The organism is Nocardia mangyaensis, assembly GCF_001886715.1.
Classification (GTDB): Bacteria; Actinomycetota; Actinomycetes; order Mycobacteriales; family Mycobacteriaceae; genus Nocardia; species Nocardia mangyaensis.
Genome location: NZ_CP018082.1, coordinates 3,529,832 through 3,556,535, shown reverse-complemented (window position 1 = coordinate 3,556,535; position 26,704 = coordinate 3,529,832). Strand labels below are relative to the sequence as shown.

The 26,704-nt window shown below is 69.8% G+C and carries 24 protein-coding genes; 10 read left to right on the top strand and 14 right to left on the bottom strand.

Annotated elements, in window-relative coordinates; genetic code table 11:
• Positions 1-10: 10 nt before the first annotated feature.
• Genes BOX37_RS16010 through BOX37_RS16000 form a run of 3 tightly spaced genes read right to left on the bottom strand, consistent with a single transcriptional unit; the run spans position 11 to position 3,917 of the window.
• Positions 11-1,621, bottom strand: a complete 1,611-nt coding sequence (locus BOX37_RS16010) for a GMC oxidoreductase (RefSeq protein ID WP_420811626.1) — start codon at positions 1,619-1,621, stop codon at positions 11-13.
• A gap of 50 nt (positions 1,622-1,671) precedes the next feature.
• Positions 1,672-3,120 carry a flavin-containing monooxygenase gene (locus BOX37_RS16005; RefSeq protein ID WP_071928351.1) on the bottom strand — a complete coding sequence of 483 codons (1,449 nt, stop codon included), beginning with the start codon at positions 3,118-3,120 and terminating at the stop codon, positions 1,672-1,674.
• The gene (locus BOX37_RS16000) at positions 3,117-3,917 is read right to left on the bottom strand and encodes an alpha/beta fold hydrolase (protein ID WP_071928350.1); all 801 of its coding nucleotides are present in this window, start codon (positions 3,915-3,917) and stop codon (positions 3,117-3,119) included. Before BOX37_RS16000 ends, BOX37_RS16005 begins: the two co-directional genes overlap by 4 nt.
• Before the next feature lie 152 nt (positions 3,918-4,069).
• Between BOX37_RS16000 and BOX37_RS15995 the strand changes: the two genes are divergently transcribed.
• On the top strand, positions 4,070-4,729 hold the full coding sequence (locus BOX37_RS15995) for a TetR/AcrR family transcriptional regulator (protein ID WP_071928349.1): 660 nt from the start codon (positions 4,070-4,072) through the stop codon (positions 4,727-4,729).
• Here BOX37_RS15995 and BOX37_RS15990 read toward each other — a convergent pair.
• From BOX37_RS15990 to BOX37_RS15980, 3 genes are read right to left on the bottom strand one after another with little or no spacing between them, the layout of a single operon-like run.
• A complete protein-coding gene (locus BOX37_RS15990; protein WP_071928348.1) occupies positions 4,672-5,340 on the bottom strand; it encodes a TetR/AcrR family transcriptional regulator in 669 nt (222 codons plus the stop codon). The genes BOX37_RS15995 and BOX37_RS15990 overlap by 58 nt on opposite strands.
• The gene (locus tag BOX37_RS15985; protein WP_071928347.1) at positions 5,334-6,422 is read right to left on the bottom strand and encodes an NAD(P)-dependent alcohol dehydrogenase; all 1,089 of its coding nucleotides are present in this window, start codon (positions 6,420-6,422) and stop codon (positions 5,334-5,336) included. The genes BOX37_RS15990 and BOX37_RS15985 overlap by 7 nt, the downstream gene beginning before the upstream one ends.
• Positions 6,422-6,892 (bottom strand): DUF4334 domain-containing protein, encoded by a 471-nt coding sequence (locus tag BOX37_RS15980; RefSeq protein WP_071931555.1) that lies wholly within the window; start codon positions 6,890-6,892, stop codon positions 6,422-6,424. The genes BOX37_RS15985 and BOX37_RS15980 overlap by 1 nt, the downstream gene beginning before the upstream one ends.
• A 92-nt stretch (positions 6,893-6,984) precedes the next feature.
• On the opposite strand from BOX37_RS15980, the gene BOX37_RS15975 reads away from it, so the two are divergent.
• A complete protein-coding gene (locus BOX37_RS15975) occupies positions 6,985-7,548 on the top strand; it encodes a TetR/AcrR family transcriptional regulator (RefSeq protein ID WP_071928346.1) in 564 nt (187 codons plus the stop codon).
• Between the two features lie 201 nt (positions 7,549-7,749).
• The gene (locus BOX37_RS15970; RefSeq protein WP_071931554.1) at positions 7,750-10,587 is read left to right on the top strand and encodes an AfsR/SARP family transcriptional regulator; all 2,838 of its coding nucleotides are present in this window, start codon (positions 7,750-7,752) and stop codon (positions 10,585-10,587) included.
• A gap of 1 nt (position 10,588) precedes the next feature.
• On the opposite strand, the gene BOX37_RS15965 is transcribed toward BOX37_RS15970, so the two are convergent.
• The gene (locus BOX37_RS15965) at positions 10,589-11,764 is read right to left on the bottom strand and encodes an acyl-CoA dehydrogenase family protein (protein WP_071928345.1); all 1,176 of its coding nucleotides are present in this window, start codon (positions 11,762-11,764) and stop codon (positions 10,589-10,591) included.
• A 103-nt stretch (positions 11,765-11,867) separates the two neighbouring features.
• On the opposite strand from BOX37_RS15965, the gene BOX37_RS15960 reads away from it, so the two are divergent.
• Positions 11,868-12,608, top strand: a complete 741-nt coding sequence (locus BOX37_RS15960; protein ID WP_071931553.1) for a PIG-L deacetylase family protein — start codon at positions 11,868-11,870, stop codon at positions 12,606-12,608.
• A 45-nt stretch (positions 12,609-12,653) separates the two neighbouring features.
• A complete protein-coding gene (locus BOX37_RS15955) occupies positions 12,654-13,013 on the top strand; it encodes an SGNH/GDSL hydrolase family protein (RefSeq protein WP_071928344.1) in 360 nt (119 codons plus the stop codon).
• Here BOX37_RS15955 and BOX37_RS15950 read toward each other — a convergent pair.
• Entirely contained in the window at positions 12,969-13,235 is a 267-nt protein-coding gene (locus tag BOX37_RS15950) for a hypothetical protein (protein WP_071928343.1), read from the bottom strand. The genes BOX37_RS15955 and BOX37_RS15950 overlap by 45 nt on opposite strands.
• A 32-nt stretch (positions 13,236-13,267) precedes the next feature.
• Here BOX37_RS15950 and BOX37_RS15945 point away from each other — a divergent pair, with 32 nt between their 5' ends.
• Positions 13,268-13,513 carry a hypothetical protein gene (locus BOX37_RS15945; protein ID WP_206045838.1) on the top strand — a complete coding sequence of 82 codons (246 nt, stop codon included), beginning with the start codon at positions 13,268-13,270 and terminating at the stop codon, positions 13,511-13,513.
• Positions 13,514-13,520: 7 nt separating this feature from the next.
• Here the strand turns inward: BOX37_RS15945 and BOX37_RS15940 are convergent, their stop codons facing one another.
• A complete protein-coding gene (locus BOX37_RS15940; RefSeq protein ID WP_071928342.1) occupies positions 13,521-14,159 on the bottom strand; it encodes a TetR/AcrR family transcriptional regulator in 639 nt (212 codons plus the stop codon).
• A gap of 180 nt (positions 14,160-14,339) precedes the next feature.
• Here BOX37_RS15940 and BOX37_RS15935 point away from each other — a divergent pair, with 180 nt between their 5' ends.
• Both BOX37_RS15935 and BOX37_RS15930 read left to right on the top strand, forming a co-directional pair.
• The gene (locus tag BOX37_RS15935) at positions 14,340-15,749 is read left to right on the top strand and encodes an NAD(P)/FAD-dependent oxidoreductase (protein ID WP_071931552.1); all 1,410 of its coding nucleotides are present in this window, start codon (positions 14,340-14,342) and stop codon (positions 15,747-15,749) included.
• On the top strand, positions 15,742-17,514 hold the full coding sequence (locus tag BOX37_RS15930) for a hydroxysqualene dehydroxylase (RefSeq protein ID WP_071928341.1): 1,773 nt from the start codon (positions 15,742-15,744) through the stop codon (positions 17,512-17,514). The genes BOX37_RS15935 and BOX37_RS15930 overlap by 8 nt, the downstream gene beginning before the upstream one ends.
• A gap of 4 nt (positions 17,515-17,518) precedes the next feature.
• Here BOX37_RS15930 and car read toward each other — a convergent pair whose 3' ends face one another.
• On the bottom strand, positions 17,519-21,007 hold the full coding sequence (gene car, locus BOX37_RS15925; protein WP_071928340.1) for a carboxylic acid reductase: 3,489 nt from the start codon (positions 21,005-21,007) through the stop codon (positions 17,519-17,521).
• Positions 21,004-22,527: a carboxylesterase/lipase family protein gene (locus BOX37_RS15920; RefSeq protein WP_071928339.1), complete on the bottom strand. Its 1,524-nt coding sequence runs from the start codon at positions 22,525-22,527 to the stop codon at positions 21,004-21,006. Before BOX37_RS15920 ends, car begins: the two co-directional genes overlap by 4 nt.
• Before the next feature lie 104 nt (positions 22,528-22,631).
• Between BOX37_RS15920 and BOX37_RS15915 the strand changes: the two genes are divergently transcribed.
• Both BOX37_RS15915 and BOX37_RS15910 read left to right on the top strand, forming a co-directional pair.
• Positions 22,632-23,411 (top strand): uracil-DNA glycosylase, encoded by a 780-nt coding sequence (locus BOX37_RS15915; RefSeq protein ID WP_071928338.1) that lies wholly within the window; start codon positions 22,632-22,634, stop codon positions 23,409-23,411.
• Positions 23,412-23,539: 128 nt separating this feature from the next.
• The gene (locus BOX37_RS15910) at positions 23,540-24,076 is read left to right on the top strand and encodes a P-loop NTPase family protein (protein WP_071928337.1); all 537 of its coding nucleotides are present in this window, start codon (positions 23,540-23,542) and stop codon (positions 24,074-24,076) included.
• Here the strand turns inward: BOX37_RS15910 and BOX37_RS15905 are convergent.
• From BOX37_RS15905 to modA, 3 genes are read right to left on the bottom strand one after another with little or no spacing between them, the layout of a single operon-like run.
• Positions 24,064-25,113, bottom strand: coding sequence for an ABC transporter ATP-binding protein (locus BOX37_RS15905; RefSeq protein WP_071931551.1), 1,050 nt, complete (start codon positions 25,111-25,113; stop codon positions 24,064-24,066). The genes BOX37_RS15910 and BOX37_RS15905 overlap by 13 nt on opposite strands.
• The gene (gene modB, locus BOX37_RS15900) at positions 25,110-25,922 is read right to left on the bottom strand and encodes a molybdate ABC transporter permease subunit (protein WP_071928336.1); all 813 of its coding nucleotides are present in this window, start codon (positions 25,920-25,922) and stop codon (positions 25,110-25,112) included. The genes BOX37_RS15905 and modB overlap by 4 nt, the downstream gene beginning before the upstream one ends.
• Positions 25,919-26,695 carry a molybdate ABC transporter substrate-binding protein gene (modA, locus tag BOX37_RS15895; RefSeq protein WP_071928335.1) on the bottom strand — a complete coding sequence of 259 codons (777 nt, stop codon included), beginning with the start codon at positions 26,693-26,695 and terminating at the stop codon, positions 25,919-25,921. Before modA ends, modB begins: the two co-directional genes overlap by 4 nt.
• Between the last annotated feature and the right edge of the window lie 9 nt (positions 26,696-26,704).

Here is a 26,704-nt window from a genome sequence, read left to right as displayed (position 1 = left end):
TCCGAGGGGTTCAGACGGGCAGGCGCAGGGCGCCGGGCGCGGATGCGGGCACGGCCGGTCGAGCAGGCACGACGGGGTTGATCCGCTGGTAGGCGTTTCCGAGTTCGGGCCGCGGGTCCGGCTCGCCCTTGTTGGGCCAGTAGGCCATCGCGCGTTCGGCCTGCGCGGTGATGGTGAGCGAGGGGTTCACGCCGAGATTGGCGGTGATCGCGCTGCCGTCGGCGATGTGCAGCCCCGGATAGCCGTAGACGCGCTGGTAGCCGTCGATCACCCCGGTGTCGCGGGAGTCGCCGATGGTGCAGCCGCCGATGTAGTGCGCGGTGGCGGGGATGTTGAAGATGTCGGTGGCGATGTTGCCGCTGATGGCGTCGGATTCGGCGGCGTAGCGGCGGGCGATGTCGTGCGCCAGCGGAATCCACTCGGGATTGGGTTCCCCGCCGCCTTGCTTGGTGACCATCCGCCGCCCCTTCAGATACGAGGTCAGCGAGTTGTCCAGCGACTGCATGACCAGCAGGATCACCGACCGGTCCGAGGCGCCGTGCGCGTTCTGCGAGCGCAGGAACTGGATCGGGTGCAGCAGGATGGTCAGCAGCAGCCGCAGGAACCGGAACGCGCCACCGTCGACCATCGGCACGGTTTGCAGGAACAGCGCGTTCTGCCCCTTGCCGTAGGTGCAGACCTCGACGTGGGTCTGCGGTTCCGGGTGGATCGAGGAGGTGATCGCGACGCCCTGGGCGAAGTCGCGGCGCGATTTGCTGGTGACGCCGATGATCGCCTCGGAATTACTGCGGGTCAGTTCCCCGAGGCGTGGGGACAGTGCGGGCAAGGTGCCGTCACCGCGCAGCTTGTGCAGTAGCTTCTGGGTGCCGAGGGCGGCCGCGGCGAACACCACCTGTTCGGCGCTGAAGGTGCGACGCTGCTTGCGCAGCCAGCCGTTGGACTGCACGGTCTCCACCCGATACCCACCCTGCCCGTCCGGGGCGACCGAGGTCACCGTCGTCAGCGGATGCACTTGCGCGCCTTTGCTTTCCGCCAGGTGCAGGTAGTTCAGCGTGGTGGTGTTCTTGGCGTTGTGCTTGCAGCCGGTGAAGCATTCCGAGCAGTGGATGCATCCGGCCCGGCGCGGGCCGACCCCGCCGAAGTACGGATCGTCGACCTCGACGCCCTCCTTGCCCTCGTTGAAGAAGACGCCCACGTGAGTCCGGTGGAAGGTGTCGGCGACGTCGAGCGTACGCGCGACCTGGAGCAGCACTTCGTCTTTCGGGCCCAGCCGCGGGTTCTCGACCACGCCGAGCATCCGTTTGGCCTGGTCGTAGTACGGCGCGAGTTCGGTCTTCCAGTCGGTGATGTGCGCCCAGGCTCGATCGCGATAGAACTCCGGCAGCGGCTCGTAGAGGGTGTTGCCGTAGATCAGCGACCCACCGCCGACGCCTGCCCCACTGAACACCAGGCACTTGCCGAGCGCGCTGATCCGCTGCGGACCGGTCAGCCCGAGCCGCGGCGCCCAGATCGCCTTGGGGATGTTCCAGTTGGTCTTCGGGTAGGTGTCGGCATCCCAGCGGCGCCCGGATTCGAGAACGCCGACCCGGTACCCCTTCTCGGTCAGGCGCAGCGCGCTCACGCTTCCGCCGAATCCGGAGCCGACGACGATCACGTCGTAGTCATAGGTACTCATCGAGCCATCACCTCGTAATCGGCGGGGTCGAACCGCGCCTGCTTCTTGTATTGGATGCCCAGCAGCGGCCAGTTGGTGGTGATCCGGCCGTCGGCCTGGCGATACCACGACGAACACTGACTCCACACGCTGCTGGTGAGCTCTGTCTGGATGCGCGCGTCGTAGGCTTTCTCGACCTCGCGCCGCACGGCCAGCGCGCCACCGGTCGCGGCGAGATGGGCGACGTAGCGGCCCAGGTACTTCGCCTGCGCCTCCAGGAAGTAGATGATCGACCCGCCACCGGTGTTGGTGTTGGGGCCGTACATCAGGAACAGATTCGGAAATTGCGGCACGGTCATGCCGAAGTAGGCGTGCGCGCCCTCGCGCCACTCCTCGGTCAGCGGATGACCGCCGATACCGGTGACCGCCATGGGCGCGAGGAACTCCGTCGTCTTGAACCCGGTCCCCCAGATGATCACGTCGACCTCGTGCTCGCGTCCGTCGGCGGTGCGCACACCCGTCGGCGTGATCTCGGCGATCCGCTCGGTCACCACCTCGGCATTCGGCTCCGCGAGCGCGGGAAGGTAGTTGTCGGAGAACAGGATCCGCTTGCACCCGATCGCGTAGTCCGGCCACACCTTCTCGAACAGGCCGGGCTTGGCCGCGGTCTGCCTGCGCATGTGCCACTTGGACACCGCCCGGATCGCGGCGGCGAGCGGCTTGGCGTAGACCCAGGCCAGGCTGAGTCCTTCGACCACGCCGTACCAGGTGCCGCGCTCGGCCAGCTCGGTCACCGGCAGTTTCTCGAACACCCGGTGGTGCCGCGCGGAGAACTCGCGATCCGGGCGCGGGATGATGTAGGGCGCGGTCCGCTGGAACAGCGTCAGAGCGTGCACCCGCGGCTGGATCTCGGGCACGAACTGGATCGCGCTGGCCCCGGTACCGATCACGGCCACCCGCTTGCCGGTCAGATCGACGTCGTGATTCCACTGCGCGGAGTGGAAGCTGGTGCCGCCGAAGGTGTCGCGGCCCTCGATAGCCGGCAGCGCGGGCCGTGACAGCTGACCGACCGCCGAGACCAGCACGTCGACGACCACGGGCTCCCCCGTGCTCAACTCGACGGTCCACTTCCCTGTCGCCTCGTCGAAGGCGGCGCCGAGGACTTCGGTCCCGAAGCGGATGTGACGGCGGACGTCGTATTTGTCGGCGACGTGCCGGATGTAGTCGAGAATCACCGGCTGCCGTGAGAACCGATGCGGCCAGCGCGGATTCGGCTCGAAGGAATAGGAGTAGAACGGCGAGGGCACATCGCAGGCGGCGCCGGGATAGGTGTTCTCCCGCCACACGCCACCGACCTCGTCGGCCTTCTCGAACACGACGATGTCGTCGAAGCCCTGCTTCTTCAACTCGATGACAGCGGCGAGACCGCCGAATCCGCTTCCGATGACCGCGACCGACGGCTTCACATCTGCCTCACGTTCTCGAGGACCAGGCGCGCGCACCCGTCCGGTTCGTCGCTGAAGGGCAGGTGCCCACAGCCGGGCAGGTCCACGTGCCGCGCGAACGGCAGCACCGCACGGGCCCGCTCGCTCTGCGTGCGGTGGATCAGCACGACGTCGCGAGTGCCCCAGGCGATGGTCACCGGGATCTCGCGCAGCGCGCCGAGGTCCTCACCCACACTCAGCGTGTAGTTGGCGAAGTCGTCGCGGGCCGCGGTGAACGCCGTGGCACCGGCGAGTCCGGCCAGGTCGATCCGCGCCGCCGCGGGGGTGACGCGATCGGGCTTGCCGAACATCGCCGAGAGCAGCGCGAATCGGCCGATCCGGTGATCGACCGCCCGGCCGAGGGCGGGACCGGCGAGGCGGGCGGCGCCACGCATCCCGGTGAGCAGGCCATGGGTCCAGCGGCGTCCGGCGGTGCCGTAGAAGCCGACCGGGGAGAAGGCGGTGACCGCCGAGGCCACCCCGGCGCGGCCGAGTTCGATCGCGATGCCACCGCCCATCGAACTGCCGACCACGTGCGGGCGGCGGATGTCGTTGTCGGACAGCCATCCGGTGAGCCAGTCGGCGTAGCCGCGCGGACCGGGCCGCACCGTGTCCTGTGCGGGGGATTCACCGAAGCCGGGGAGATCGACCGCGATCACCTCGTGCTGTTCGGCGAGTCGGTCCAGGATCGGCGTGAACACCTGCCAGCGACTCCCGAGGCCGTGCACGAGCACGATCGGCGAGCCGCTGCCTCGGCGACTGTGGGAGATCTGCGTCATCGCAGCCCTTCATCCAGGAAACAGTTACTGCGTACGGTTTGTTGATTGCATCAGCTCGGACGCTCGTCGTCAATAGCGGATATCGTCGGTTCCAGGCCGAGACCGCCGTCACAGTATCCCGCGACCAACCGTCAGGGCGTACGATTTCTCGGGTGACCGTGCAACGACCCCGCCGTACCCAGGCCGAGCGCCGGGCCTCGACCAGGGCCAGGATCTTGGCCTGTACCGCGGAATGCCTGCTCGAACGCGGCTACGCGGCCACCACGGTGAGCGCGGTGCAGGAACGCACCGGACTGGCCCGCGGCACCGTGCAACACCATTTCCCCACCAGGGCCGAACTGCTCATCGCGGCCACCACCGAGGTCGTCGACATCCGCCTCGCGCGTTTCCGGCACGAGGCCGAACTGCTCCCCCCCGGCCGCGACCGGCTGCAGTCCGTCGTCGACCTGGCCTGGCGCGACCTCAACAGCCCGGCCTTCTTCACCGCCCTGGACCTGTGGGTCGCCGCGCGCACCGACGCCGACCTGCGCGAACGGCTCGTGCACGAGGAGCGGCGGGTGTTCACCGAGATGCGCAGGCTCTATGTCGAGGTGCTCGGCGAGCCCTACGCCTCGGACCCGCGCGCGCAGATCCTGGTCGAGTTCACCATCGACCTGCTGACCGGTCTGTCGATGACGGCCATGCTCACCGGCACCCTCGGTGAGCGCGAGGCCGTCGTACGGCGCTGGAAGCGCGCGCTGGCGGTACTGGTGGGTCAGCTCCCCAGCGACGACCTGCTCGACGGCTCCCCGTTGCCCGCCGCCGCGAACTGAGCCGCCGCCTGCCGGATTCCGGACAGCCCGGTCCAGTACAGCGCGACCGTGGTATCGATCGCGTCGTCCTTCGGAATCGGCCGCCCGGCGTCGAGCCAGTGGCGCGCGGCCGCGTGACTCGCCCCGACCAGGCCGAACGCGCACGTGTAGGCCCGGGCGTCCGGCATTCCCGCCGCGCGCAGTTCGGCGCTCACCAGTACCGCGCATTCGGCCATGGCATTGCGCACCCGCCACCGCACCACCGGTTCGCTGGGCACCGCCGATTCGAAGACCAGGGTGTGCCCGCCCGCGTCCTGGTCGACGAAGTCGAAGTAGGAGCGCACAGCGCGCCGCACCTTGTGCTCGCCCGGCGGAGAGTTCAGTGCCTCCCGGGTGCCCTCGACCATGCGGTCCAGATAGATCTGCAGCACGGCCAGATAGAGGTCGAGTTTGCTCGGAAAGTGCGTGTACAGCACCGGTTTGCTCATCCCGGCCCTGATCCCGATGTCGTCCATGCTCGCACCGTGATAGCCGTGCCGCACGAAGATCTCCCGCGCCGCGGTGAGCACGATCCGGCGTCGTTCGGCCCGGGCGCTCTCGGCGCGGGTGTCGCCGGGCAGCACGCTCACCATGTCAGCACCGGCTTGACCACTCGGCCCGCGCGCTGGTCGGCCAAGGCCGTGGCGATGTCGGTGTGCGGATAGCGCGTGATGAGCCGCTCCACCGGGAACCGGCCTTCGGCGTGCAGGTCGAGCAGCTGCGGCACGAAGGTTGCCGGGACACTGTCGCCTTCGAGGCAGCCACGAATCGTCTTGCCGCGCAGCACGATATCGCTGACATCGATCGGCGGTGTGCCGAGCCCGAGGCCGACGGCGACCACCGTGGCACCGATGCCGAGCGCGGCGACGGCCTCCCCGAGCACGGCCGGGATGCCGGTGGTGTCCAGCGCGTGGGTCGCGCCGCCGCCGGTGAGTTCGCGGATCCGCGCCACGGTGTCCCCGTCGGCGGGGTCGAGCGCGGCGTCGGCACCCAGCTCCAGCGCGAGTTCCCTGCGTGCGGCGGAGGTTTCGACGACGGCCACATGAACTCCGGCGATGGAGCGGGCAGCCAGTAGCGCGGCCATCCCGACCGCGCCCGCGCCATACACCGCGAGCCAGGCTCCCGGCTCGGGACGCAGCACGTTGAGCACCGCGCCCGCGCCGGTCTGGAAACCACAGCCGAACGGGGCCGCCAGCGCCAGATCCACCGCGGGGTCGACCACGATGGTGTTGTCCTGGGTGGTCAGCGCGTAGCCGGCGAAGCTGGACTGGCCGAAGAATCCGTCCAGGATCGGCGCGCCGTCGACGGTCAGCCGCGGGGTGTCGTGGCCGCGGCGACCGAACTGGTTGAGCGCGACGGACCGAAGACAGTAGGCCGGGCGATCCGCGGCGCAGTTGGCGCAGGCGCCGCAGTGCCGAAAGGTGAGCACCACAGGGTCGCCCGGCCGCACAGTGCGGACCTCGGGTCCGACCGCTTCGACCAGGCCGGCGCCCTCGTGCCCGAGCAGGACCGGCCGGTCGGCGGCGCCGGCGCGGCGGGTCGCCAGGTCGGTGTGGCAGATCCCGGCCGCGGTGATCCGCACCAGGATCTCCCCGGATCGGGGTTCGTCGATCTCGACCGGTTCGATCGAGAAGTCCGCCTTGGGATCGCGCGACAGGACCGCCGTGGTGCGCATCAGGACACCCGTTCCAGCAGGAAGTAGAAGTGCTCGCCGCGGGACAGGACCAGCTCGGCGCGCCCGTTCATGATCCCCATCAGCGTGGTGGAGTCGAGCCATTTGAAGTGGTCGAACACCGCGCGGCCGTCGTAGACCATGGTGGCGGTGACCTCGCCGCGGAACTCGATGTTCCACAGTGTCGCCTCACCCTGTCCCAGTTCGACATTCGAGAACAGCGTGCCGTCTTCGCCGCGGCAGATCAACGGCTTGGCATCGTCGAGGGCCAGGAAGTCCTTGCCGTACCACCGGCTCGCGGGCAGCGCCCGGCACAGCGGATGACCGGTCTGAAAGGCGTCGCCGCGCCACGATCCGAGGACCTCCTCGGCGCGAGCCGGGCGTAGCCGCGTCCACAGGTCGTCCAGTTCGGCGGTCGAGACCCCCTCGGCCTGTTCCCGGAGTTGCTGCCAGCGTGGCTTGTCCGCGCCCATCATGTCCTCGTCTCACCGATTCGCCAACCATGCGGTTCGCGAATCGACCATAGTTCCGAACCAGATGGTTCGGCAAGGGGTACGATTCGGACATGCGTGCGGCAGGAGCGGCGACCAGGGAACGAATACTGGACGCGGCGAAGGCGGAATTCGCGCGGTACGGCGTCGCGGGCGCGCGGATCAACCGGATCGCGGCGGCGGCACGTGCCAGCAAGGACCGGCTCTACGCCTATTTCCCCGGCAAGAACGAACTCTATGCCGCGGTCACCGAGCGCTGGACCGGTGAGGTCAGCGCCGAGACCGCCCTCAGCGCCGAGGACGTACCCGCCTACGTCGGCCGCCTGTTCGACCACTTCGTCGCCCACCCCGACAACGCCCGCCTCCAGGCCTGGGCGGATCTGGAACCCTCCGGCGACCACGTCGCCCAGGCACTGCGCGCCACCCTCGAGACCAAACACGCCGAACTGCGCCGCGGCCAGCGCGCGGGCTTGATCACCGCCGACATAGCGGCTCCCCTGCTGTTGCTCATGCTCACCGACCTGGCCCGCACCACCGCCACCCGCGCCCGCTTCGCCGCCGAGCACTCCGGCAGCGATCAGCTGGCGGCCCAGCGTGCGGCGACAGTCCTTGCCGCCCAACGCATCACGGCCCCATAGCTCGCGCGAGTCATGACCTGGCCGCGAGCAGCCGGAACAGGACAGGAACGCACTGTCGTAGAACAACGCGAGCCCGCAGACTCTCGCCCGCCACAGTCGCACCACATCAGCCGGGTCTGCGATGGCGCGCCGGGCCCCGGCGTCGCAGTCCCGCGAGTACACTTGCCGGGTTGTCCTGCGCCTTCACTCGGAGTGAGCTCGGTGAAATCTGGTCGATTTCGGATCGACGTGCTCGGCCCGCTGCGCGCACGTACGCTCGACGGTGTCGAGGTCACCCCCGGCGGCACACTCCCACGCAAACTCCTGAGCCTGCTCATTCTGCGTCGCGGCAGGACGGTCACCGCCGACGCCGCGATCGAACTGCTCTGGCCGACGGGTGGTCCCACCGATCCGGTGGCCGCGCTGCACAACCAGATCGCTCGATTGCGGCGGGTCTTGCCCGACCTCATCACCTCGGTCCCCGACGGCTACTGCCTGGACCCACACAAGGTCGATGTCGAGGCCGATGAACTCACCGATGCGCTCGCGAACCCGACCGTCGAGAACACCCGAACAGTGGAACGCATTCTCGACCGCTGGCGCGGCCCCGCCTACCAAGACCTGGAGGACTACCCCGACGCCGCCCCCGACCTCGCCCACTGGGAGGAACTCCGAACCCGAGCCTGCGAGTACTCCGCGGAACACCGCCTCACCAGAGGCGACACCGACGGCCTCGCCGCCCACCTGCGCGCCCTCGTCGACCAACACCCGCTCCGTGAGCGCCCTCGCGCCCTGCTCATGGACGTCCTCGTCGCCACCGACCGCCACGCCGACGCCCTGCGGATCTATGACGAGTTCCGCCGCCTGCTCGCCGACGAGCTGGGCATCGACCCCTCCCCCGAGCTCGCGGCCGCACATCGCCGGATCCTGGATTCCGCGGGGATGGCGCAATGGTCCCCGGAGAGTCGGCTGCCGTTGCCGCCGACATCCCTGATCGGGCGCGACGAGATGCTGACAGAACTGGTGGCGCTGACGCGGGAATGCCGGTTGTTGACGCTGGCAGGGCCCGGCGGTGTCGGGAAGACGCGGCTGTTGCTGGAACTAGGACATCGGCTGGCGGTGGCGCGGCCGGAAATCCCAGTGATGTTGTGCGAGCTGGGGCGAGTGGAGACGGCGACGCTGAACGAGGCGCTCGCGGCGGGCCTGCGGATCGATCAACGGCCAGGGGTGCCGCTGGTCGAGCGGGTCGCGGCAGTGGTGGGTGGCGCCGAAGTGATGGTGCTGCTCGACAACTGCGAACATGTGCTCGGGCCGATCGCCGGGTTCGTGGAGCAGTTGATGGCTCGGTGCGCGGGAGTTCGGGTGGTGACGACGAGTCGGGAGCGGTTGCGCGCGGCGGGGGAACACGTGCGTCCTGTTCCGCCGTTGCCAGCCGACGGGCCGGATTCGGCTGCGGTGCGGCTGTTCCTGGAGCGTGCGCGGGCTGTGGGCGTGGTGGAGGGCGATGCGGCCCGGCAGGTGGCGGGGATCGTCGCGCGGCTGGACGGCTTGCCGTTGGCGATCGAGTTGGCTGCGGCGCGGATGTATTCGCACGACCTGGCCGAGATCGCGGCCGGGTTGGAGCAACCGTTCGAGTTCCTGTCGGCGGGGTATCGGACATCGATTCGGCACGGGTCGTTGTCGGCGGCGGTGGCGTGGTCGTTCACGTTGCTGGACGAGCGTCGCCGGCGGGTGTTCACCGAGCTGTCGGCGTTCACGGAGTCGTTCGAGGTGGCCGCTGCGGCCGCGATCTGTGAGCTGCCGGTGACCGAGGTGGCCGAACTGCTGACGCAGTTGGTGGAGGGGTCGCTGGTCATGCGGTATCCGGGTCGGCGGTATGTGCTGCTCGAGACGTTGCGGGCATTCGGCAGGGAGCAGCTGCGGGCCGAGGGGCGGGAGACGATCGTGGACGGTCGACACGCGCACTTCACAGTGGTCTGGGTCGAGCAGGCGAACCAGCGGCTCGCGTTGTCGGGAAGTTCGGCGATTCGCGAGATCGATGACCACGTCGGCGAGTTGCATCGCGCGCTGGACTGGCTGCTGGCACACGGGGAGCCGCGCGAGGCGGGGCGGATCGTCGCGGCGCTGTCGGACTACGGTCTGTTGCGGCTGCGACCGGATGTGCTGGGGTGGGCCGACCAGGTGCTGGCGGCGGCACCGGAGGACATCGGGCAGGTAGCGGCGCAGGTGTGGGCGGTGGCCGCGTACGCAGCGTGGATGGTCGGCGACATCGATGAGTCGGGCAGACGCGCTCGCCGCTCGATCGAATGTGCCGACCTCGCAGCGGATTCCCTGCCGGCCCGGGTGTTCGGGGCCAACGGCGTGTACGAGCTGTTCGCGGGCAGGCTGGCGGAGTCCGCTCGCTGGTACGACCGAGCCGCCGAGCGGGCGGATGCGGTGGGCGACCGAGCCTATCGGCTGATTCCACAGGGCACCGCGATCATGGTGCGCGGCTACGCCCACGACCCGGACGCGCCCGGGCTGGCCGCCGAACTGATCGCCGAGACGGGCGACAACACCTCCCCCTACGCGGCCTACGCCTGGTATTGCGCGGGCGAGGCGATCCTGGACACCGACCCTGAACTCGCCCGAGAACGCCTCGAAACGGCCTTACACATCGCCGAACTCACCGCGACGACGTTCGTCACCGGCGTCGCGGGCGCGTCGAAGGCCTCGCTGGATGTCCGCGCGGGCAGGTACGACGGCGCCGCCAGCACCTATCCACGCCTCATCCGTCACTGGCGACGCGCGGGCATGTGGGCGACACAGTGGGTGATGCTGCGCTCCATCGCACACCTGCTCGAAGGACTGGGTCGGCCCGAAGACGCCGCACTGCTGGAGGGCGCGATCCGTGCGGCGCCGATCGGACAGCGGCCCAGCGGCGCCGACGGCACCGCGATGGACGAACTCGCGGCGAGGCTGCGCGCGGCCCTCGGCGACGAACGGTACGAAACCGCCCGCCGCCGCGGCGCCGCGATGGACGGCGACAACCTCATCGAATACGTCTCGAGCGCACTCTGAGCTACCAACGCGGCTGTTCGCCGAGCAGCCCGAGCGCCGCCTTGCCGACCAACTCGTGGGTGAGCGCGGCGTTGGCGGGATGGAAGCCACCGCAGCGCACGTCCCGGTAGAGTCGCTCGAGTTCGTTGCCGCGGAACATGCCCGCACCGCCACTGACGTCGAGTGCGATGTCGACCACGCGTTTGGCGGCCTCCACGGCGCGCCACTTCATCGAGTACACCTTCGGCACCCACGCCTCGCCGTGGTCGACGCCACCCAGCCAGTCCTGGAGGAAACGCTCCAACACCGCGGAGGCGGCGTCGAGTTCGAGGTACATCTGCGCGACCTGATGCTGCACGAACGGGTTGTAGGCGTAGGAGCCACGCTCGATGGCCACCGACTTCTTGCGGCGGGCGTCCGCACACGCCAGTTCGAGCGCCCGGTCGGCGATGCCCAAGTACACCGCTGCCATCAGCGACAGCGGCCACATCGTCATGCCGACCAGGAACGGGTGGGTGCCGTCACCGGCGGGCGCGACACAGCCGATGCGCTCGTCGGGGACGAACACCTCGGTGAGCACGGTGTCGTGGCTTTGCGTCGGGCGCATACCGAGGGTGTCCCAGGTGTCGACGACCTGCACGCCGTGGCTGGTTCGTTCGACGAACGCATGCACGATGTGCGGGCCGCCGGGAGCGTCGGCGTCGACGCCGTGTGCACCGAGCCACTTCCAGGCCGGGCCGTTGGAGCCGAACTGTTTGCGCCCGGTGAACACATAGCCGCCCTCGACGCGGCGGGCGCGGCAGGTCGACATGAGAACGGGCAGGTCGTTGCCGGCCTCGGCGTGGCCCGCGGCGATCACCTCGCCTGCGACGGCCTCGTGGTGGATCCACTCGAGTGAGCGGTCACCGGCGCGCTCCATCTCGGTGGCGACGCCGATCCAGTACGAGTGCATGGTCATCGCCAAGGCGGTGGCCGGGGCATAGCGAGCCAGGCGGCGCTGACTGGCGGCCAGCTGGCCCAACGACAAGCCCCAGCCGCCACGGTCGACGGGGACTGCGGCGGCAAGGTATCCGATCGCGCGCAGGTCGGCCAGGTCGTCGGCGAGGTAGGTGTTGTCGCGGTCGTGTGCGCCCGCACGGGCACGGAAAGCGTCGAGCAGCTCGTCGGGGATGGCTGTGGTGATGAGAGTGTTCGTCATGGGTTCAGCGTCACCATCACCGATGTCAGGGCGCTGTCACGCGCTGTTCTCGGTGTCGATGTGGCGACAGCGCGGTGACAGCGGCGGCCGGGACAGTGGCCCCATGTCTGATCTCACCGAACTCGGAACCATCCTGTCGATCTGGGCGCACCCGGACGACGAAACCTATCTCGCGGCCGGGATCATGGCCGCCGCCAGCGACAACGGCCAGCGCGTGGTGTGCGCGACGGCCAGTGCGGGCGAAAGGGGTTCCTCGGACCCCACGACCTGGACGCCGACGCGACTCGGCCGGATCCGGCGATGGGAGGCCGCCGCGGCGATGGCGGTGCTCGGCGTACACGAGCACGAGGTGTACAGCCTTCCCGACGGCGAGTTGTCCGGGCACGAGTCGGCTGGGCGGGACTGGGCAGATCGGCTGGTCGAGGACGTCCGGCCCGACACGATCCTCACCTTCGGCCCGGAGGGCATGACCTATCACCCCGACCACATCGCGGTGCACCGCTGGGTCACCCGAGCCTGGCGCGAGACCGGATGCCGGGTCAGGCTGCTGTATGCCACACCGACGGTGGACAAGCTGGCCCGGTTCCTGCCGCTCTACGAGGAGTGGAACATGTACATGAGCAATGAGCGTCCGGATGGCGTTGCGCACGAACATCTCTCGTTGCACCTGGAACTGCAGGCCGAGCGGCTGGACCGCAAGATCACCGCGCTGCGGGTGATGGCGAGCCAGACCGCCGCGGTGATGGACGCCGTCGACGATCAGCTCTTCCGCGAGATGGTCGCCGAGGAGAGCTTCGTCGCGGCTGAGGTATCCGCCGCGCCGGTCAGTCGCCTGCTGATCTGAAAACACCCCCGTCTCGGCGCCGCGACCTCCTGCTACGTTCCCCCGGTGAGCGGAGATCTACGTATCTGTTTCGTCGGCGATTCCTTCGTCCAGGGCATCGGTGACCCGGAGTATCGCGGCTGGGTCGGTCGCGTCCTCGCGGAGACAGGCACCGACATCACGGCCTTCAACCTGGGTATCCGACGCAACACCCCCGACGATATCCGCCGCCGGTGCTGGGCCGAGGTGGAGCCTCGATTCCTGCCCGCCGAATTCATCGACATCACAACTCTTTTGGCCGACGATCCTGGGTGGGCCGAGGAAGCGCGGGCAGGCGATGGCGCCCACCCGGGCAGCGGCGGCTACCGCCGCCTGGCCGACCTAGTCCTCGACGGCGGCTGGCGGGAATGGATCGCCCGGCCGTGAGGCGAATCCGCCGGGCCTGGGGTACTCGGCGGCCTGCAACAACTGGCGGGCGATGAGGTCGGTCAGCTGGTCGCGGGCGGTGTCGAATTCCCCGCGCATCCAGACGGCGACGAGTTCGAGGGCTCCGCTGACCAGGGCGTAGGCGCTCATCGCGGCATCGAGAGGGTCGTGGTCGGGGTCGTGGTCGGGGTCGGGGCGCAGTTCGCGGCCGACCGCGGCCATGGCATCGCTCGCCCGCGCTGTCGCATGTGGTGATGATCCTCGGCTGCGGCATCATGCATCCCGACGTGCGCGCCCGGATGCCCATCACCTGGACGCGCCGCCACGACCGGGAAATCCAGATGATCACCGCCGCGCTGCGCGTCGCCTTCGACCGGCTACCGACCGACCTGACCGACTCCCCCATGGCCCGCAACCGCCGGGCGTACCAGTGGCTCGTCACCCGCTACCGCGATGTCGGCCTGACCTCGTTCGCCCCGGACGCCGCGGTGCGTTCGTGAGCGCGGATCAGGGCGCGTCTCCGTAGACGACGAGCCAGATGGCGCGGCCGAGCGCTTCGGCGACCTCCTCGTCGCTGATCCCGGTGTCGAGGCCGCAGGCAACGGTGATCGTGCGCTCGACCATGGAGGTGAGGACCAGCGCGGTCGCCGTCGGATTCAGGTCGTCAGCGAGACGGCCGGCGGCGCGGTCGGCGTCGAGGCGGGTGTGGACCAGTGCGGCGAAGGTCGCGACCCGCGAACGCCAGTAGGCGCCGACCTCGCGGTCATAGGTGGCCACCTCGCTCAGCGCCAGTAGGAGATGGCGGTGGGCGCGGAAGCCCTCGATCATCACGCCGATCGCCCGCACGACTCCGGCACGGCGATCGGCGTGTTCGTCGGCCCACCACTGTTCGGCGGCGGCGAACAGGTCCGTGGTCGCCAGCTCGGCCATCCGGATGAGCAGCCTGCTCTTGTCCGGAAAGTATCGGTAGAAGGTCGATCTGGCCGAGCCGGAGGCGGCGGCGATCTTCTGCACGGCCAGCTCGGTGAACGGAATACCTTCGGCGAGTAGCTCTTCCACCGCGCGCAGGACCCGGCGTTCGAAGTCGACCCGGCGGTCCTCGGCGGGTTTTCGCGCCGAGCGCGGAACCCGGGTCAGCGAGGGCATCGTCGGCCCGGTGCCGGGATCGAGGGGGCATTGGCCATGCCCACATTGTGCCCGGCCGACGGTCAGAGGGCGTCGGCCACGGCAATCCCCTTGGCGCGGAGCGCTATTGACATGTGACCGACATCACCTCATCATCGAATCGGACACACTGTCCGAGACGCGATGACCGAGGCGGTTCCCATGGATCATTCCCCCGTCACTGCGATCGAGTGGGCCGACGTCGTCGTGGTCGGCGCGCGCTGTGCGGGCTCGGCGACCGCCGCGGCCCTGGCCAGGGCCGGCCGGGATGTGGTCGTCCTCGACGCCGCCACTCTCCCCTCGGACACCCTGTCCACCCACCTGCTCTGGCCCGCCGGGGTCGCCGAACTGCAACGCCTCGGCGCACTGGACGAGGTCACCGCCCTCGGCGCACCCCGACTGACCCGCGCCTACGCCGAGGGCGCCGGGTTCGGTATCGGCACGGCGTTTCCCGCCGTGGACGGCATCGACTACGCGTTGTGCGTGCGGCGCACCGGCCTCGACGGCGTTCTCGCGCGCACCGCGAAAGCCGCGGGCGCCGAGGTGCGGCAACGGTGTCGCGTCGAATCGCTGGTGTGGGAGGACAATCGATGCGCGGGAGTGCGATACCGTGACAGCGGCGGCGCGATGGTCGAACTCAGAGCCGCACTGGTCGTCGGCGCGGACGGTCGGCGCAGCACCGTGGCCCGCCTGGTGGGTGCCGAGTCGCCGTTCCTGTCGGTGCCCAGCGGTCGCGACTGCTACTTCGCCTACTGGCGCGACACCGTCGACAGCGCCCGCCACATCGCCGCGCAGTGGCGCGAGGGTGCCGATCTGGGCACGGCGTTCCCCTGCGATGACGGCCTGGTGCTGAGCCTGGTGCAACCACCGGCCACCGGCGACCGGCCGGGGCCCGGCGCGGCGGAGCGGCGCTATACCGAAGCAGTGGCACGCATTCCGGCGCTGGCCGAGCGACTGCGCGGTTGCGAGCGGGTCGGGCGCGTCCGCGCGGCGACCCACCTGGCCTCCTACTTCCGCCGTTCCACGGGCCCGGGCTGGGCACTGCCCGGCGATGCCGGACATTTCAAGGACCCCGTCACCGCCCAAGGAATTCGCGACGCCCTGCACTACGGACGCCTCCTGGCCGAATCGGTCACCGAGGTCCTCGACGACCCACTCGCACTGGACTTGGCGCTGGCCGCGTGGGAACGCAGGCGTATCGCCGAATGCCGCGAGATCTTCCACTGGACCAACCGCCTGGCGCGCGGAGAAGCCATGCGCCCCATGGAGATCGAGCTCTATCGCCGAGCCGCCACCGATCCCGAACTGGCGGAGATCACCACGGGAATCTTCTCCCGCACTCGTCGCCCCGCCGAGCTGTCCACCCCGGTTCGCGCCACGAGCCTGCTACTCAGCGCGCTACGCCGGCAGCCGGCCGCCGCCGTGTTCACCGACGTCGCCCGCGAGATCCGCGGCGCCGCGCACGAATGGCGCACCACGCGAACAACACTGCGCGGCACGCTCGCGCCCGCCAGCACACCGCCCGAGGCCCGCTCGGCGCGCTCCACCGCCTTGGGAGAACAGCATGTCTGACCCACTGCCCCCGATCACCCGCCGCACCGCGCTGCGCGCCGGACTCACCGCCGGTGCCGCGCTGGCCATCACCACGCCGACTGTCGCGAGCGCGGCCCGCCGCTCCCCACTGCTACGCACCGGCGGCAAGACCGTCGCGATCTTCGGCGGCGGGATGGCCGGGCTCAGCGCCGCGCACGAACTGGCCGAACGCGGCTATCAGGTGACGGTCTACGAACCCGCCTACCTCGGCGGCAAGGCCCGCAGTCTCGGCGTGGCGGGCACCGCCGCCGGGGGCAGACAGGACCTGCCCGGCGAGCACGGCTTCCGCTTCTTCCCCGGCTGCTACCGCAACGTGCCCGACACCATGAGCCGAATCCCGTTCCCCGGCAACCCGAACGGGGTACTGGACAATCTCGTGCGGGTCGAGGGCACCATCGCCGGATTCCAGGATCTGCCGCCGATCTTCCTGCCCGTCGAACTCGGCGGTCTACGCCAGCTGACCCCGGAGGTGTTGCAGAACAACCTCATCGGCACGCTCGGCTTCGTCCCGGAGCTGCCTGCGCACGAACTCGCCTTCTTCGCCAAGCAGATGCTCGTCTGGTTCACCTCGAGCACCGAGCGCCGCTTCGGGCAGTGGGAGTACGTGACGTGGGAGCAGATCATGCGCGCCGAGGGCAAGTCGCCCGCCTATCGCAAATACCTGGTCAACGCGCTGACCCGGATCACCGTCGCCGCGAAACCGCAGACCAGCTCCGCGCGCACCATCGGCACGATCGGTGAGGCCCTGGTCCTGGCCGGCAGCGGGGTGGTGCCCGAGTTCTCCGGCGGGGTCGACCGGATTCTCAACCGCCCGACCAATGCCGCGTGGATCGATCCGTGGGTCGAGCACCTGCGCGCGCTCGGCGTGCGATTCGTCCTCGGCCAGGGCGCGAGCGCTCTGCACCTGCGCGGTGGCCGGATCGCCTCGGTCACGGTGACCGGCACGGCGAGCGCCAGCACCGTCACCGCCGACCACTATGTGTGCGCGATGCCGGTCGAGCGGGCAGCGCCGCTGCTCAGCGGCGCGATCCTCGACGCCGACCCACGCCTGGACGGCATCCGTCGTCTGCACACCGACTGGATGGTCGGCATCCAGTACTTCCTGCGCCGCCCGACCGAGATCCCCGAGGGCCACATCGCCGCGCTCGGCTCGCCCTGGGCCCTCACCGCACTGCGCCAGGCGCCGATGTGGGTCGGCGATTTCGCGGCCACCTACGGTGACGGTTCGGTGGTGGAGTGCCTCTCGGTCGACATCTCCGACTGGGACACCCCTGGCATCCGCTACGGCCGGACCGCGAAAGAGTGCACGGCGCAAGAGATCGCCACCGAGGTCTGGGCGCAGCTGCAGGCGTGGCTGAACACCGGGACCGGCTGGCTGCGGGAGGAGGACATCCACTCCTGGCACCTCGATCCGGGCATCACCTGGTCCGGCGGTGCGATCCACAACGCCACCCCGCTGCTGGTGAACACCGTCGGCTCCTACGACAACCGGCCCGACGCCCACTGCGCGATCCCGAACCTGTTCTTCGGTGGCGACCACGTGCGCAGCCACATCGACCTGGCGACCATGGAGGGCGCCAACGAATCCGGGCGCGCCGTCGCCAACGCGATCCTCGACGCGGCCGACGATCCCGCCCCCCGCGCACCGATCCTGCCGTTGGTTTCGCTGCCCGTCTTCGACGCCGCCAAGGCCATCGACGCCGACCGGTTCCGGGCCGGACTGCCGCACCTGCTCGACGGCTGACAGGTCAGGTCGGCGCCACCAGGCCGAGGTCGGTGAGGTCGCGGACGTACTTGCCGATGAGTTCCGGGCCAAGGTGGGGGATGTCGTGGTCGGGGCCGATCCGCGCCGCGCGCACCGCGGCCCGGAATCCGTCGGCGGGCAGGGCCGAACCGGGCAGTGCGCGGCCCGGCCGCCGGTGGGCGTGCAGCAGGGGCAGCAGGGTGTGTTTGCGTTGCTGTTCGGGCAGTGCGCGCAGCGCGGCGTCGATGCGGGCGTACCAGTCGTCGTAGTCGTCGATGCGGTCGATGCGGTGGCCCGCCGCGATCAGCCAGTCGACGAAGACATCGAGGCTGATGCCGTCGTCGTGCGGATTGACGACATCGTAGGTCCGGTAGCCGCTGGTCGCGGCGGCACCCAGGTCGGTGATCGCGGCGGCGACGAAGTCGGCGGGCAGTCCGTCGTAGTGTGCGCGCCGACGCTTCCCGTCGGAGTCGGTGCGGTAGAACGACTTCGGTGCCAGACCGGTGAGGAGCACGCTCAGCAGCAACCGGGTGAACACATCGGGCACATTGAGCTGCCCGCGATAGCGTGAATGCGCCAGGATCATGTCCGAACGGAACACCGCCACCGGCAGCCCGAACCGCTGCTGCGCCTCACGCAGCAGCACCTCACCGGCCCATTTGCTGTTGCCGTATCCGTTGGCGTAGCTCTGATCCAGGCGCCGTACCGGGCTCATCACCCGCACGTCACCATCCTCGGCGAAGGTCTCCCCCTGCGCCGCGACGGCCACGGTCGACAGGTAGCTCACCGGTGTGCGTTTCGCGGTCAGGGCCAGCCGCAGGATCTCGGCGGTGCCGACGACATTCGGGCCGAACAGTTGCGCGTAGGGCAGCACGTGGTTCACCAGGGCCGCCGAGTGCACGATCAGGTCGACCTGTTCGGCCAGCCGCCGCCACACCGGCTGCGGCAGACCGAGTTCCGGTTCGCCGATGTCACCGGGCAGCACCTCCAATGCCTGTTTCGCCAGGAGCAGGAAGTTCTCGCTCAGCTCGTCATCGCTGTCGAAGGCCGCGTCGAGGCGGGCGCGAGCCGCGGCGGCATCGGCGCCGCGCACCACGCAGATGACGGTGCCGCCGCGCGGGGCGAGGCGTTCGAGCCAGCTCAGCAGCAGGAACCTGCCGAGGTAACCGTTCGCGCCGGTGATCAGGACGGTGTTCACCGCGGTGGTCGCGGGCAGCGCAGCGGCCGCGGCGAGGGTCGGAGCATCGAGGAACTTCTCCAGCACCAGGTCGGCGGCACGGATCTCGGTGGCACCGACACCGTGGACGGCGTCGGCATCGGTTCTGCGCGTGCCGGGTTCGCGCTCGCGGCGGATGTAGTCGGCGATGCGGGTCAGGTCGCTGTCCGGGCCGAGCAGCACGTTCACCGGCACCTCGACGGCGAGCAGTTCGCGCAGCAACGTCGAATAGGACAGTGCCGCCAGCGAATCCCCGCCCAGGTCGGCCAGCCGCGCGTCCGGGCGCAGGTCCTCGGGCGCGCAGCCGAGCACGGCGCGGGCCGCGCGGGCGACGGTCTCCGACACCGACAGGCCGGATACATCGCGGCGCAGGCGCTGTAGTTCGTCGTCCTGGTCGCGTGCCACTGCCGCGTAGAGCTCCTCGAGCCGGTGGCCATAGCGCTGTTTCAGTTTCGGCCGCAACAGTTTCCCGACGCCGGAGAGCAGCCCGTCGGCGACCGTGAACGGTTCGGTTTCCAGCAGGAAGTCCCGCGGGATCTCGAAGGGTTCGAGATCTGCCGCCGCCGCGGCCCTGTGCAGCGAAGCCCGCACCGCGCCACGCAGTTCCGCGGCGGGCAGGGCCAGCGCGGCGGTGGTCGGCACGACGACCGCGAGCAGGTACGACCGTTCGCTGCTGCCGTAGACGTAGATCTGATGCACCAGATCGGCCCCGGCGTAGATCGCTTCCAGCCGCGACACCGTCACGAACTCGCCCTGGGACAGTTTGAGGACATTGTTGCGGCGGTCGACATAGGCGAGCCGGTCGGGCGCGAGCTCGGCCACCACGTCACCGGTGCGGCAGAACCCGTCGGCGTCGAACACCTCGGCGGTCACCTCGGGGCGGCGGTAGTACCCGGCGATCATGGTGGTGGTCTTGAGCAGCAGCTCCCCGCGCGGATAGGGCTTGTCGGTGCTGAAATAGCCGAGTTCGGGCACGTCGACGAGCTTGTAGTCCAGCACCGGCGGACGCATCACCTTGGTGTCGAAGATGACCCCGCCGCCGGTCTCGGTGGAGCCGTACCCGTCGTGCAGCCGCAGCTGCAGCACCGATTCGACGAAGACGCGCAGGTCGGGTGCGATCGGCGCGCTGCCGCACAGTACCGACAGCAGGCGACCGCCCAGGAACTGTTCGCGCAGTTCGGTCCGCACCTGTTCGGCGAGCACCTCGGCATCGATGTCGGGACCGCCGCGCTGTTCGACTTCGTACCGGAACCGTTGCTGGATCAGGTCGCAGACGCGGGGCACGAGGAAGATCTCGGTGGGCCGCACCAGCGCGATGTCCTCGAACAGGGTTGACATGTCCGGCGCCGCGGCGAAATAGGCGGTGCCACCGCGGGCGAGCGCGCTGTTGAGGGTGAGCCGGGCGGCGATATGACTCATCGGCAGGAAGTTGACGTTGATCGCGGCCAGCGGACGTGGCGGCTGCCAGCCCACCGCGACCAGTCGCTGGGTGTACATCGCGCCCTTGGGTGTGCCGGTACTGCCCGAGGTGTAGATCAGCAGTGCCAGTGGATCCTCCCCCGCTGCGGGCTCGGACAGCGGAGCGGCAGGGGCGTGACGGCCGTGCTCGACGAGGTCGGCCAGCGTGCGCAGCACTGTCGTGGACCCGGCGACGCCGAGCCGGGTGCGGGCGGCGGCGAGGGCGTCGCGGTGGTCGTCATCGTCGGCGTGGTGGTCGAACACGACCAGGGTGCGCGGTGGCGAACCGGCGAGGACCGCGTCGACGGCGATGCCGAGGTGGGCGGTGTCGACCGCGAAGATCCGCGGCGCGGTCTCGTCGAGGATCGAACGCAACTGGGCGAGACCGGCACCGGATTGCCAGGGCACCGCGACCGCGCCGAGGTGGATGGCGGCCAGATCGAGCACCGTGTAGTCGACGCCGGTGAACCCGAGCATGGTGACGAAGTCGCCCGCGACGAAACCATCGGCATGCCACGCCGCGGCCAGCGCGCGAGCCCGTTCCCACACCTCGCCATAGCTGCGCAGCTCGAACTCCGGCAGCAGCCGTCGGGTGGCGCGGCCGGTCGCCGTGTCACGGACCAGTTCGGTGCGCCGGGCACCGAGTGCCGGACGTTCGGCATAGCCGGTCATCGCGGTCGCGACGACGCGCGCCAGCGACAGCCCGGGCGCGGTGACGGCGGCATGGACCGCCTCGTCGGGCCGGGCCGCCCGGATCTGCGCATCGTTGGCGTAGAGGTCCTCGATGCGCCGCGCCAGGTGTCCGCCGTCGACGGTCATGCCTCGTTCTTCCGATCCACGGCGGTCTCGGCGAGCCGAATGCCCTGCCAGGCTTCGCGCTGCGCGGAGTCCGGGTCGATGAGCACCCGCGGTGGATGGTCGATGATGCAGGTGGCTCGGCGTTCGGCGGTGTAGGTCGGCCAGCTCGATTGCGGTTGGCCGGTGCGGGCGAAGCTGGTCCAGTTGTCCTGCATGAAGTCCTGGACCGCGCGGAATCCCCGCCTGCCACCGGCGGCAGTCATGGCCCGGCCCACCGGACCGTCGACCCAGCCGAAGACGGGCACGAGGTCGAGCGCGTGGGTGGCGCCGAGTCCGGCCAGCCGCAGCGCGCGCGGTGCGAAATCGAATCGGTAGGCGTAGGTCGGCGCGTGCCGACTGTGGCCTTCCAGCACCGCCAGGGTCGGGCGCAGGAACATCAGATCACTGGCCACCCGCACCGCGGTCCGCGCGGCCGGATAGCCCGCATAGCGGCTGGTCACTTGTTGTTCGGCGCCCGGTTCGTAGCGGCCGAAGGCGGTGCTGAGCTGCTGTGGGGTGTGCGGGACCGTTTTGGCGAAGCGCTGGAACAGGGTCACCTCGTCACGGTTGGTGCCGATGATCAGCGGCACCGGATGGGCGCGGCCCGCGGCGATCGCGTCCAGGGGTGCCTCGGGCAGGAAATCGCCGTCGACGACCGGGGCATACGGGAAGCTGCCCGGTTCCTCGCGCAGGGCGCGGCCCAGCGCCCGATCGCCCGCGCGGCCGAGTTCGCTCGCGGGTACGGCGTTGAGAACGGTCGCGGCGTCGGTGGGGTCGGCGCCGAGCCGCTCGAGGCAGCGGTGCGCGAAGCGGCCGGCTTCCTCGGGCCGCATCGTCCAGTCCGCGGGGGCGCTCTGCGCGATCGCCCGGTGGAACAGCCCGCGCGCCGCGGGCGTCGCCAGCAGGGTGATCACGGCGTGCGCGCCCGCCGATTCGCCGAAGACGGTGACATTGTCGGGATCGCCACCGAACGCGGCGATGTTGCGCTGCACCCAGTCCAGGGCCGCGACCTGATCGCGCAGGCCCAGGTTCGAGTCGAATGGTCTTTCCGCGGTGGAGAATTCGCTGAAATCGACGTAGCCGAAGGCGCCGAGCCGGTAGTTCACCGACACGACGATCACATCACCGCGCAACGCCAGCCGGGCACCGGAGTACATGCTCGAGGTCCCGAGCAGATATCCGCCGCCGTGGATGAACACCAGCACCGGCCGCGGCGATGCCGAGGGTGTCACCGGAGCGGTCACATTCAGAGTCAGGCAGTCCTCGCCGGTGGGTTGCCAGGTGCGCGGCCCGGTGCGCGCGCCGCCGGGGTTCTGCACGGCGGCGAAGGAGAACTCGGTCGCCGCGCGCACCCCCGTCCACGGCTGGACCGGTTGCGGCGCCCGCAAGCGCAAATCTCCTGTGGGTGCGGCGGCATACGGTAGCGCGCGCCAGCGCGCTACTCGACGGCCCGCACGACCGCGCACGACTCCGTCGGCGGTCACGATCTCGGGGGACACCATGTCCTCACAGTACGTGGTACCGCTGGTACCGCGCAGGAAGTTCGCCGGGCTAACCGCCCCGCGCGGCTCGATGACCGAGGTGGCGCGGCGACTAAGCTGGGGCGATGGCGGGCGACGGGCGTAGCGAACCTACCGACCTCCGCTCCCACGGCCCGGAGAAGGCGCCGCTCGCGGCGGAGAACACGCACGGTATCGCCGAACTCGACCGCTTGGTTTCCTCCTGCTTCGCCTGCCCGCGCCTGGTGGCCTGGCGTACCGAGGTCGCTCGGGTCAAGCGGGCCGCGTTTCGCGACGAGGACTATTGGGCCCGTCCAGTTCCCGGCTTCGGTCCCGACGACGCCGCGTTTCTGGTCGTCGGGCTCGCCCCGGCCGCCCACGGTGGCAATCGAACCGGGCGCATGTTCACCGGCGACCAGAGCGGCGACGTCCTGTTCGCCGCCCTGCACGCGGTCGGATTGGCGACCGGCGCGCAACCGGTCAGCGCCGACGACGGCATCGAGATGATCGGCACCCGGCTCACCGCGCCCGTGCATTGCGCGCCGCCGCAGAACAAGCCGACCGCGGCAGAACGTCGTCGGTGCGCGCCTTTTCTCAGCCGCGAATTGGAACTGCTCAGGCCGTCGCTGAAGGTCATCATGGTGCTGGGCGAATTCGGCTGGCAGGCCTTGTTCACCGTGCTCGGCGAAGGTGGCTGGACAATCCCACGCCCACGCCCGCGTTTCGGCCACGGCGCGGAACTCGCCCTGACCCACCCCGACGGGCGAACGGTCACCGTACTCGGTTGTTATCACGTGAGCCCGCACAACACTTTCACCGGTCGCCTCACCCCGGCCATGCTCGAGAACGTTCTGACGCGAGCGAAAGCGCTCGCCGATCTCGACTAGCCGTCGACGCACCGAAGGTTCGACAATCACCGCCCCTGATCGGTGGCCGCTGACGATCATCGTCGTCGAACTGCTCGACGGCGCCACCGGTCGCTGACCTCACGCGAGCAGCCCACTAGGGTGCTCTGGTGGAGAGGATTCTGATCAGCGGCATCTCGGGAGCCGGAAAGACCACGCTGGCAAGGCGATTGGCCGATCGCCTGGGGATCCCCCGCTATGAGCTGGACGCACTGCACCATGGCCCCGGCTGGGTGAAACGCCCCGAGTTCGAGGACGATGTCGAACGATTCAGCTCCGGCTCCCGTTGGGTCACCGAGGACCAGTACCAGAGACTGCTCGGCGATCTGCTGTGGACCAGGGCGGACACCGTCATCTGGCTCGATCTGCCGAAACGCACCGTCATGACCCGCGTCCTGCGGCGCTCGTTCACGCGCGCGATCGACGGCCGCGAGCTGTGGAACGGAAACCGCGAGTCCTTTCGCGACTGGCCGAAACCGGACCATCCGATTCGATGGGCCTGGAGCCACCACCAAGCACGGCGCGAACGCACCGGGCAACGAATCGCCCACTTCCCCGCCGTCGACATCGTGCATCTGGCATCGGCGAGCGAGGTTCGGCGATGGTTGGGCGGAGTGGCGGATGGCGGCACCGATCATGCTGGGTAGGTGCGGATCTCGGTGGCCTTGACGGTTGCCCACAGGCGGGCGCCGGTGTGCAGGCGGAGTTCGGCGACGGTGGCGGGGGTGACTTCGGCGAGCACCGAGGGTGCGCCGTCGAGGCGGACGCGGGTGGTGTGGGCGTGTTGTTCGAGGCCGACCACGGTTGCCGGCCAGGTGTTGCGTGGACTGCCTTCGGGCCGTTCGGGATACAGGCTGACCGCGTTGGGCGCGAAGGCGAGATGGACGGGGCCGTGGGCGGGCTCGGCGACGGTGAGCCGGGCGCCGTCGCCGAGGTCGACGGTGGTGCCCTCGGCGGTGCCCCGGTAGAGGTTCAGGCCGACCAGGTCGGCGACGTAGTCGGTGCGGGGGTGGCGGGCGACATCGCCCGGAGCGCCCTCTTGGACGATCGCACCGTTCTCGATGATGATCAGCCGGTCCGCCAGCACCATCGCGTCGAGCGGATCGTGGGTGACCAGCACGGTGTGGCCGGGGTAGTCGCGCAGATGACTCGCCAACTCCGCGCGGACCTGCAGCCGGGTGCCCGCGTCGAGGGCGGCCAGCGGTTCGTCGAGCAACAGCAGGTCCGGATCGGTGGCCAGCGCGCGGGCCAGCGCCACCCGCTGGGCCTGCCCACCGGACAGCGCCCTCGGTTTCGCCTCGAGATGCTCGCCGAGACCGACCCGCTTCAGCCAGCCCGCCGCCCGCTCGCGTGCCTCCCGACGATGCTCACCGCGCGCCCGCAACCCGAACGCGACATTTTCCTTGGCGCTCATGTGCGCGAACAGCAGATAGTCCTGGAACACCACACCGACCGAGCGCCGGTCCGCGGGCACGAAATGCCCAGGCGGCTCGTCCCAGCGCCGCTCGTCGAGGCGGATCCGGCCGCCGGTCAGTGGTGTCAATCCGGCCAGGGCCCGCAGCGCGGTGGTCTTTCCCGCGCCGTTGGGGCCGAGCAGTGCCACCACTTCCCCCGGTGCGACGGCGAAGGCGACATCGAGTTCGAACTCCGCGCGGCGCACGCGGATCGTGGCATCCAGGGTCACATCGGCCCCCGGGTCCATCGATCGCGCAGCGCGGCTAGCACCACCACCGACACCGCGAGCAGCACCAGGCTGAGCACGATCGCGTCCTCCGGATTGGTTTCCAATGCCATGTACACCGCCAGCGGCATGGTGGTCGTGGTTCCGGGGAAGTTGCCGGCGAAAGTGATCGTCGCCCCGAATTCCCCGAGTGCCCGCGCCCAGCACAACACTGCGCCGGCGACGACGCCCGGCATCACCGAGGGCAGGGTGACACGCCGAAAGGTCAACCACCGCGACGCACCGAGGGTGGCGGCGGCTTCCTCGTAGCGGGGGTCCGCGCCGCGCAAGGCGCCCTCGACCGCGATCACCAGGAACGGCATCGCGACAAAGGCCTCCGCGACGATCACCCCGGGCGTGGTGAACGGCAACGAGAACCCGAACCACTCCTCGAGATGGCGTCCGATGATTCCCCGCCGCCCCAGCACCAGCAGCAGTGCCACCCCACCGACCACCGGGGGCAACACCAGCGGCACCGTCACCAACGCGCGAACGAGCCCGAGCCCGGGCAGGTCACCGCGAGCCAGCAACCACGCCAACGGAATCCCGAGAACCACACACACCACCGTGGCCGCGGTCGCACATACCAGCGACAGCTGTAATGCCTCCACGACTTCGGGGCTGGACAGCCGTTCGGGCAGACTCCGCCACGGCGCGCGCAGCAGCAGGCCGACCAGCGGCAGGATCAGAAACGCCAGACCGCACACGGCGGGCAGGACCAGGATCAGCGGTCGCCGTCCTCGTACCGCCCGCCGGCGCGCGACCTCGGTCACGGGGTATCGAACCCCGCCTGACCGAACACCGTCCGGGCCTGCTCGGACCCGATGAACTCGACGAACGCCGCCGCGGCGGCCGCGTTGGGCGCCTTGGCCAGCGGCGCGACGGGGTAGTCGGTCATGGCCCTGTCCGCCTCCGGGAACTCGATGCCCTCGACCTTGTTCCCCGCGGCCCGCACATCGGTGCGGTAGACCAGCGCGGCATCGACCTCCCCGAGGGCCACCTTCGTCAGCACCGCTTTCACATCGGCTTCCCTGGTGTCGGGACGCGGGTCGACCCCGGCAACCTCGAACACTGCTGTGCCCGCCGCGCCGCAGGGCACCTGCTCGGCGCACAGCGCGATCTTGGGTTCGGTCTCGCCGAAGTCGGCCAGACCGGTGATGTTGCCCGGATTGCCCTGCGGCACCACGATTTCGAGACGGTTACGTACGAAGGTCACCGGTGCTGCCGTGATGTCGCCCGCGTCGACGACCTGCTGCATGTCCTTGGGCGCCGCCGAGGCGAACACGTCCGCCGGCGCGCCCTGCTTGATCTGTTCGGCCAACGCCGAGCTGGCGCCGAAGCTGTAGACCACCTTCGTCCCGGGATGCGCGGCTTCGAACCGCTGGCCCAGCTCGGTGAACGTCTCGGTCAACGAGGCGGCCGCGAAGACCGTCACCGTCCCGTTGATGCTGCCATCGACCGCGGGCTCGGTGGTGTCGGTCCCGCAGCCCACCGCGGCCACGGCGAGGGCCCCGGCAAGGGCCGCCGCGCGCACTGTCCGAATCATGTGCGACCT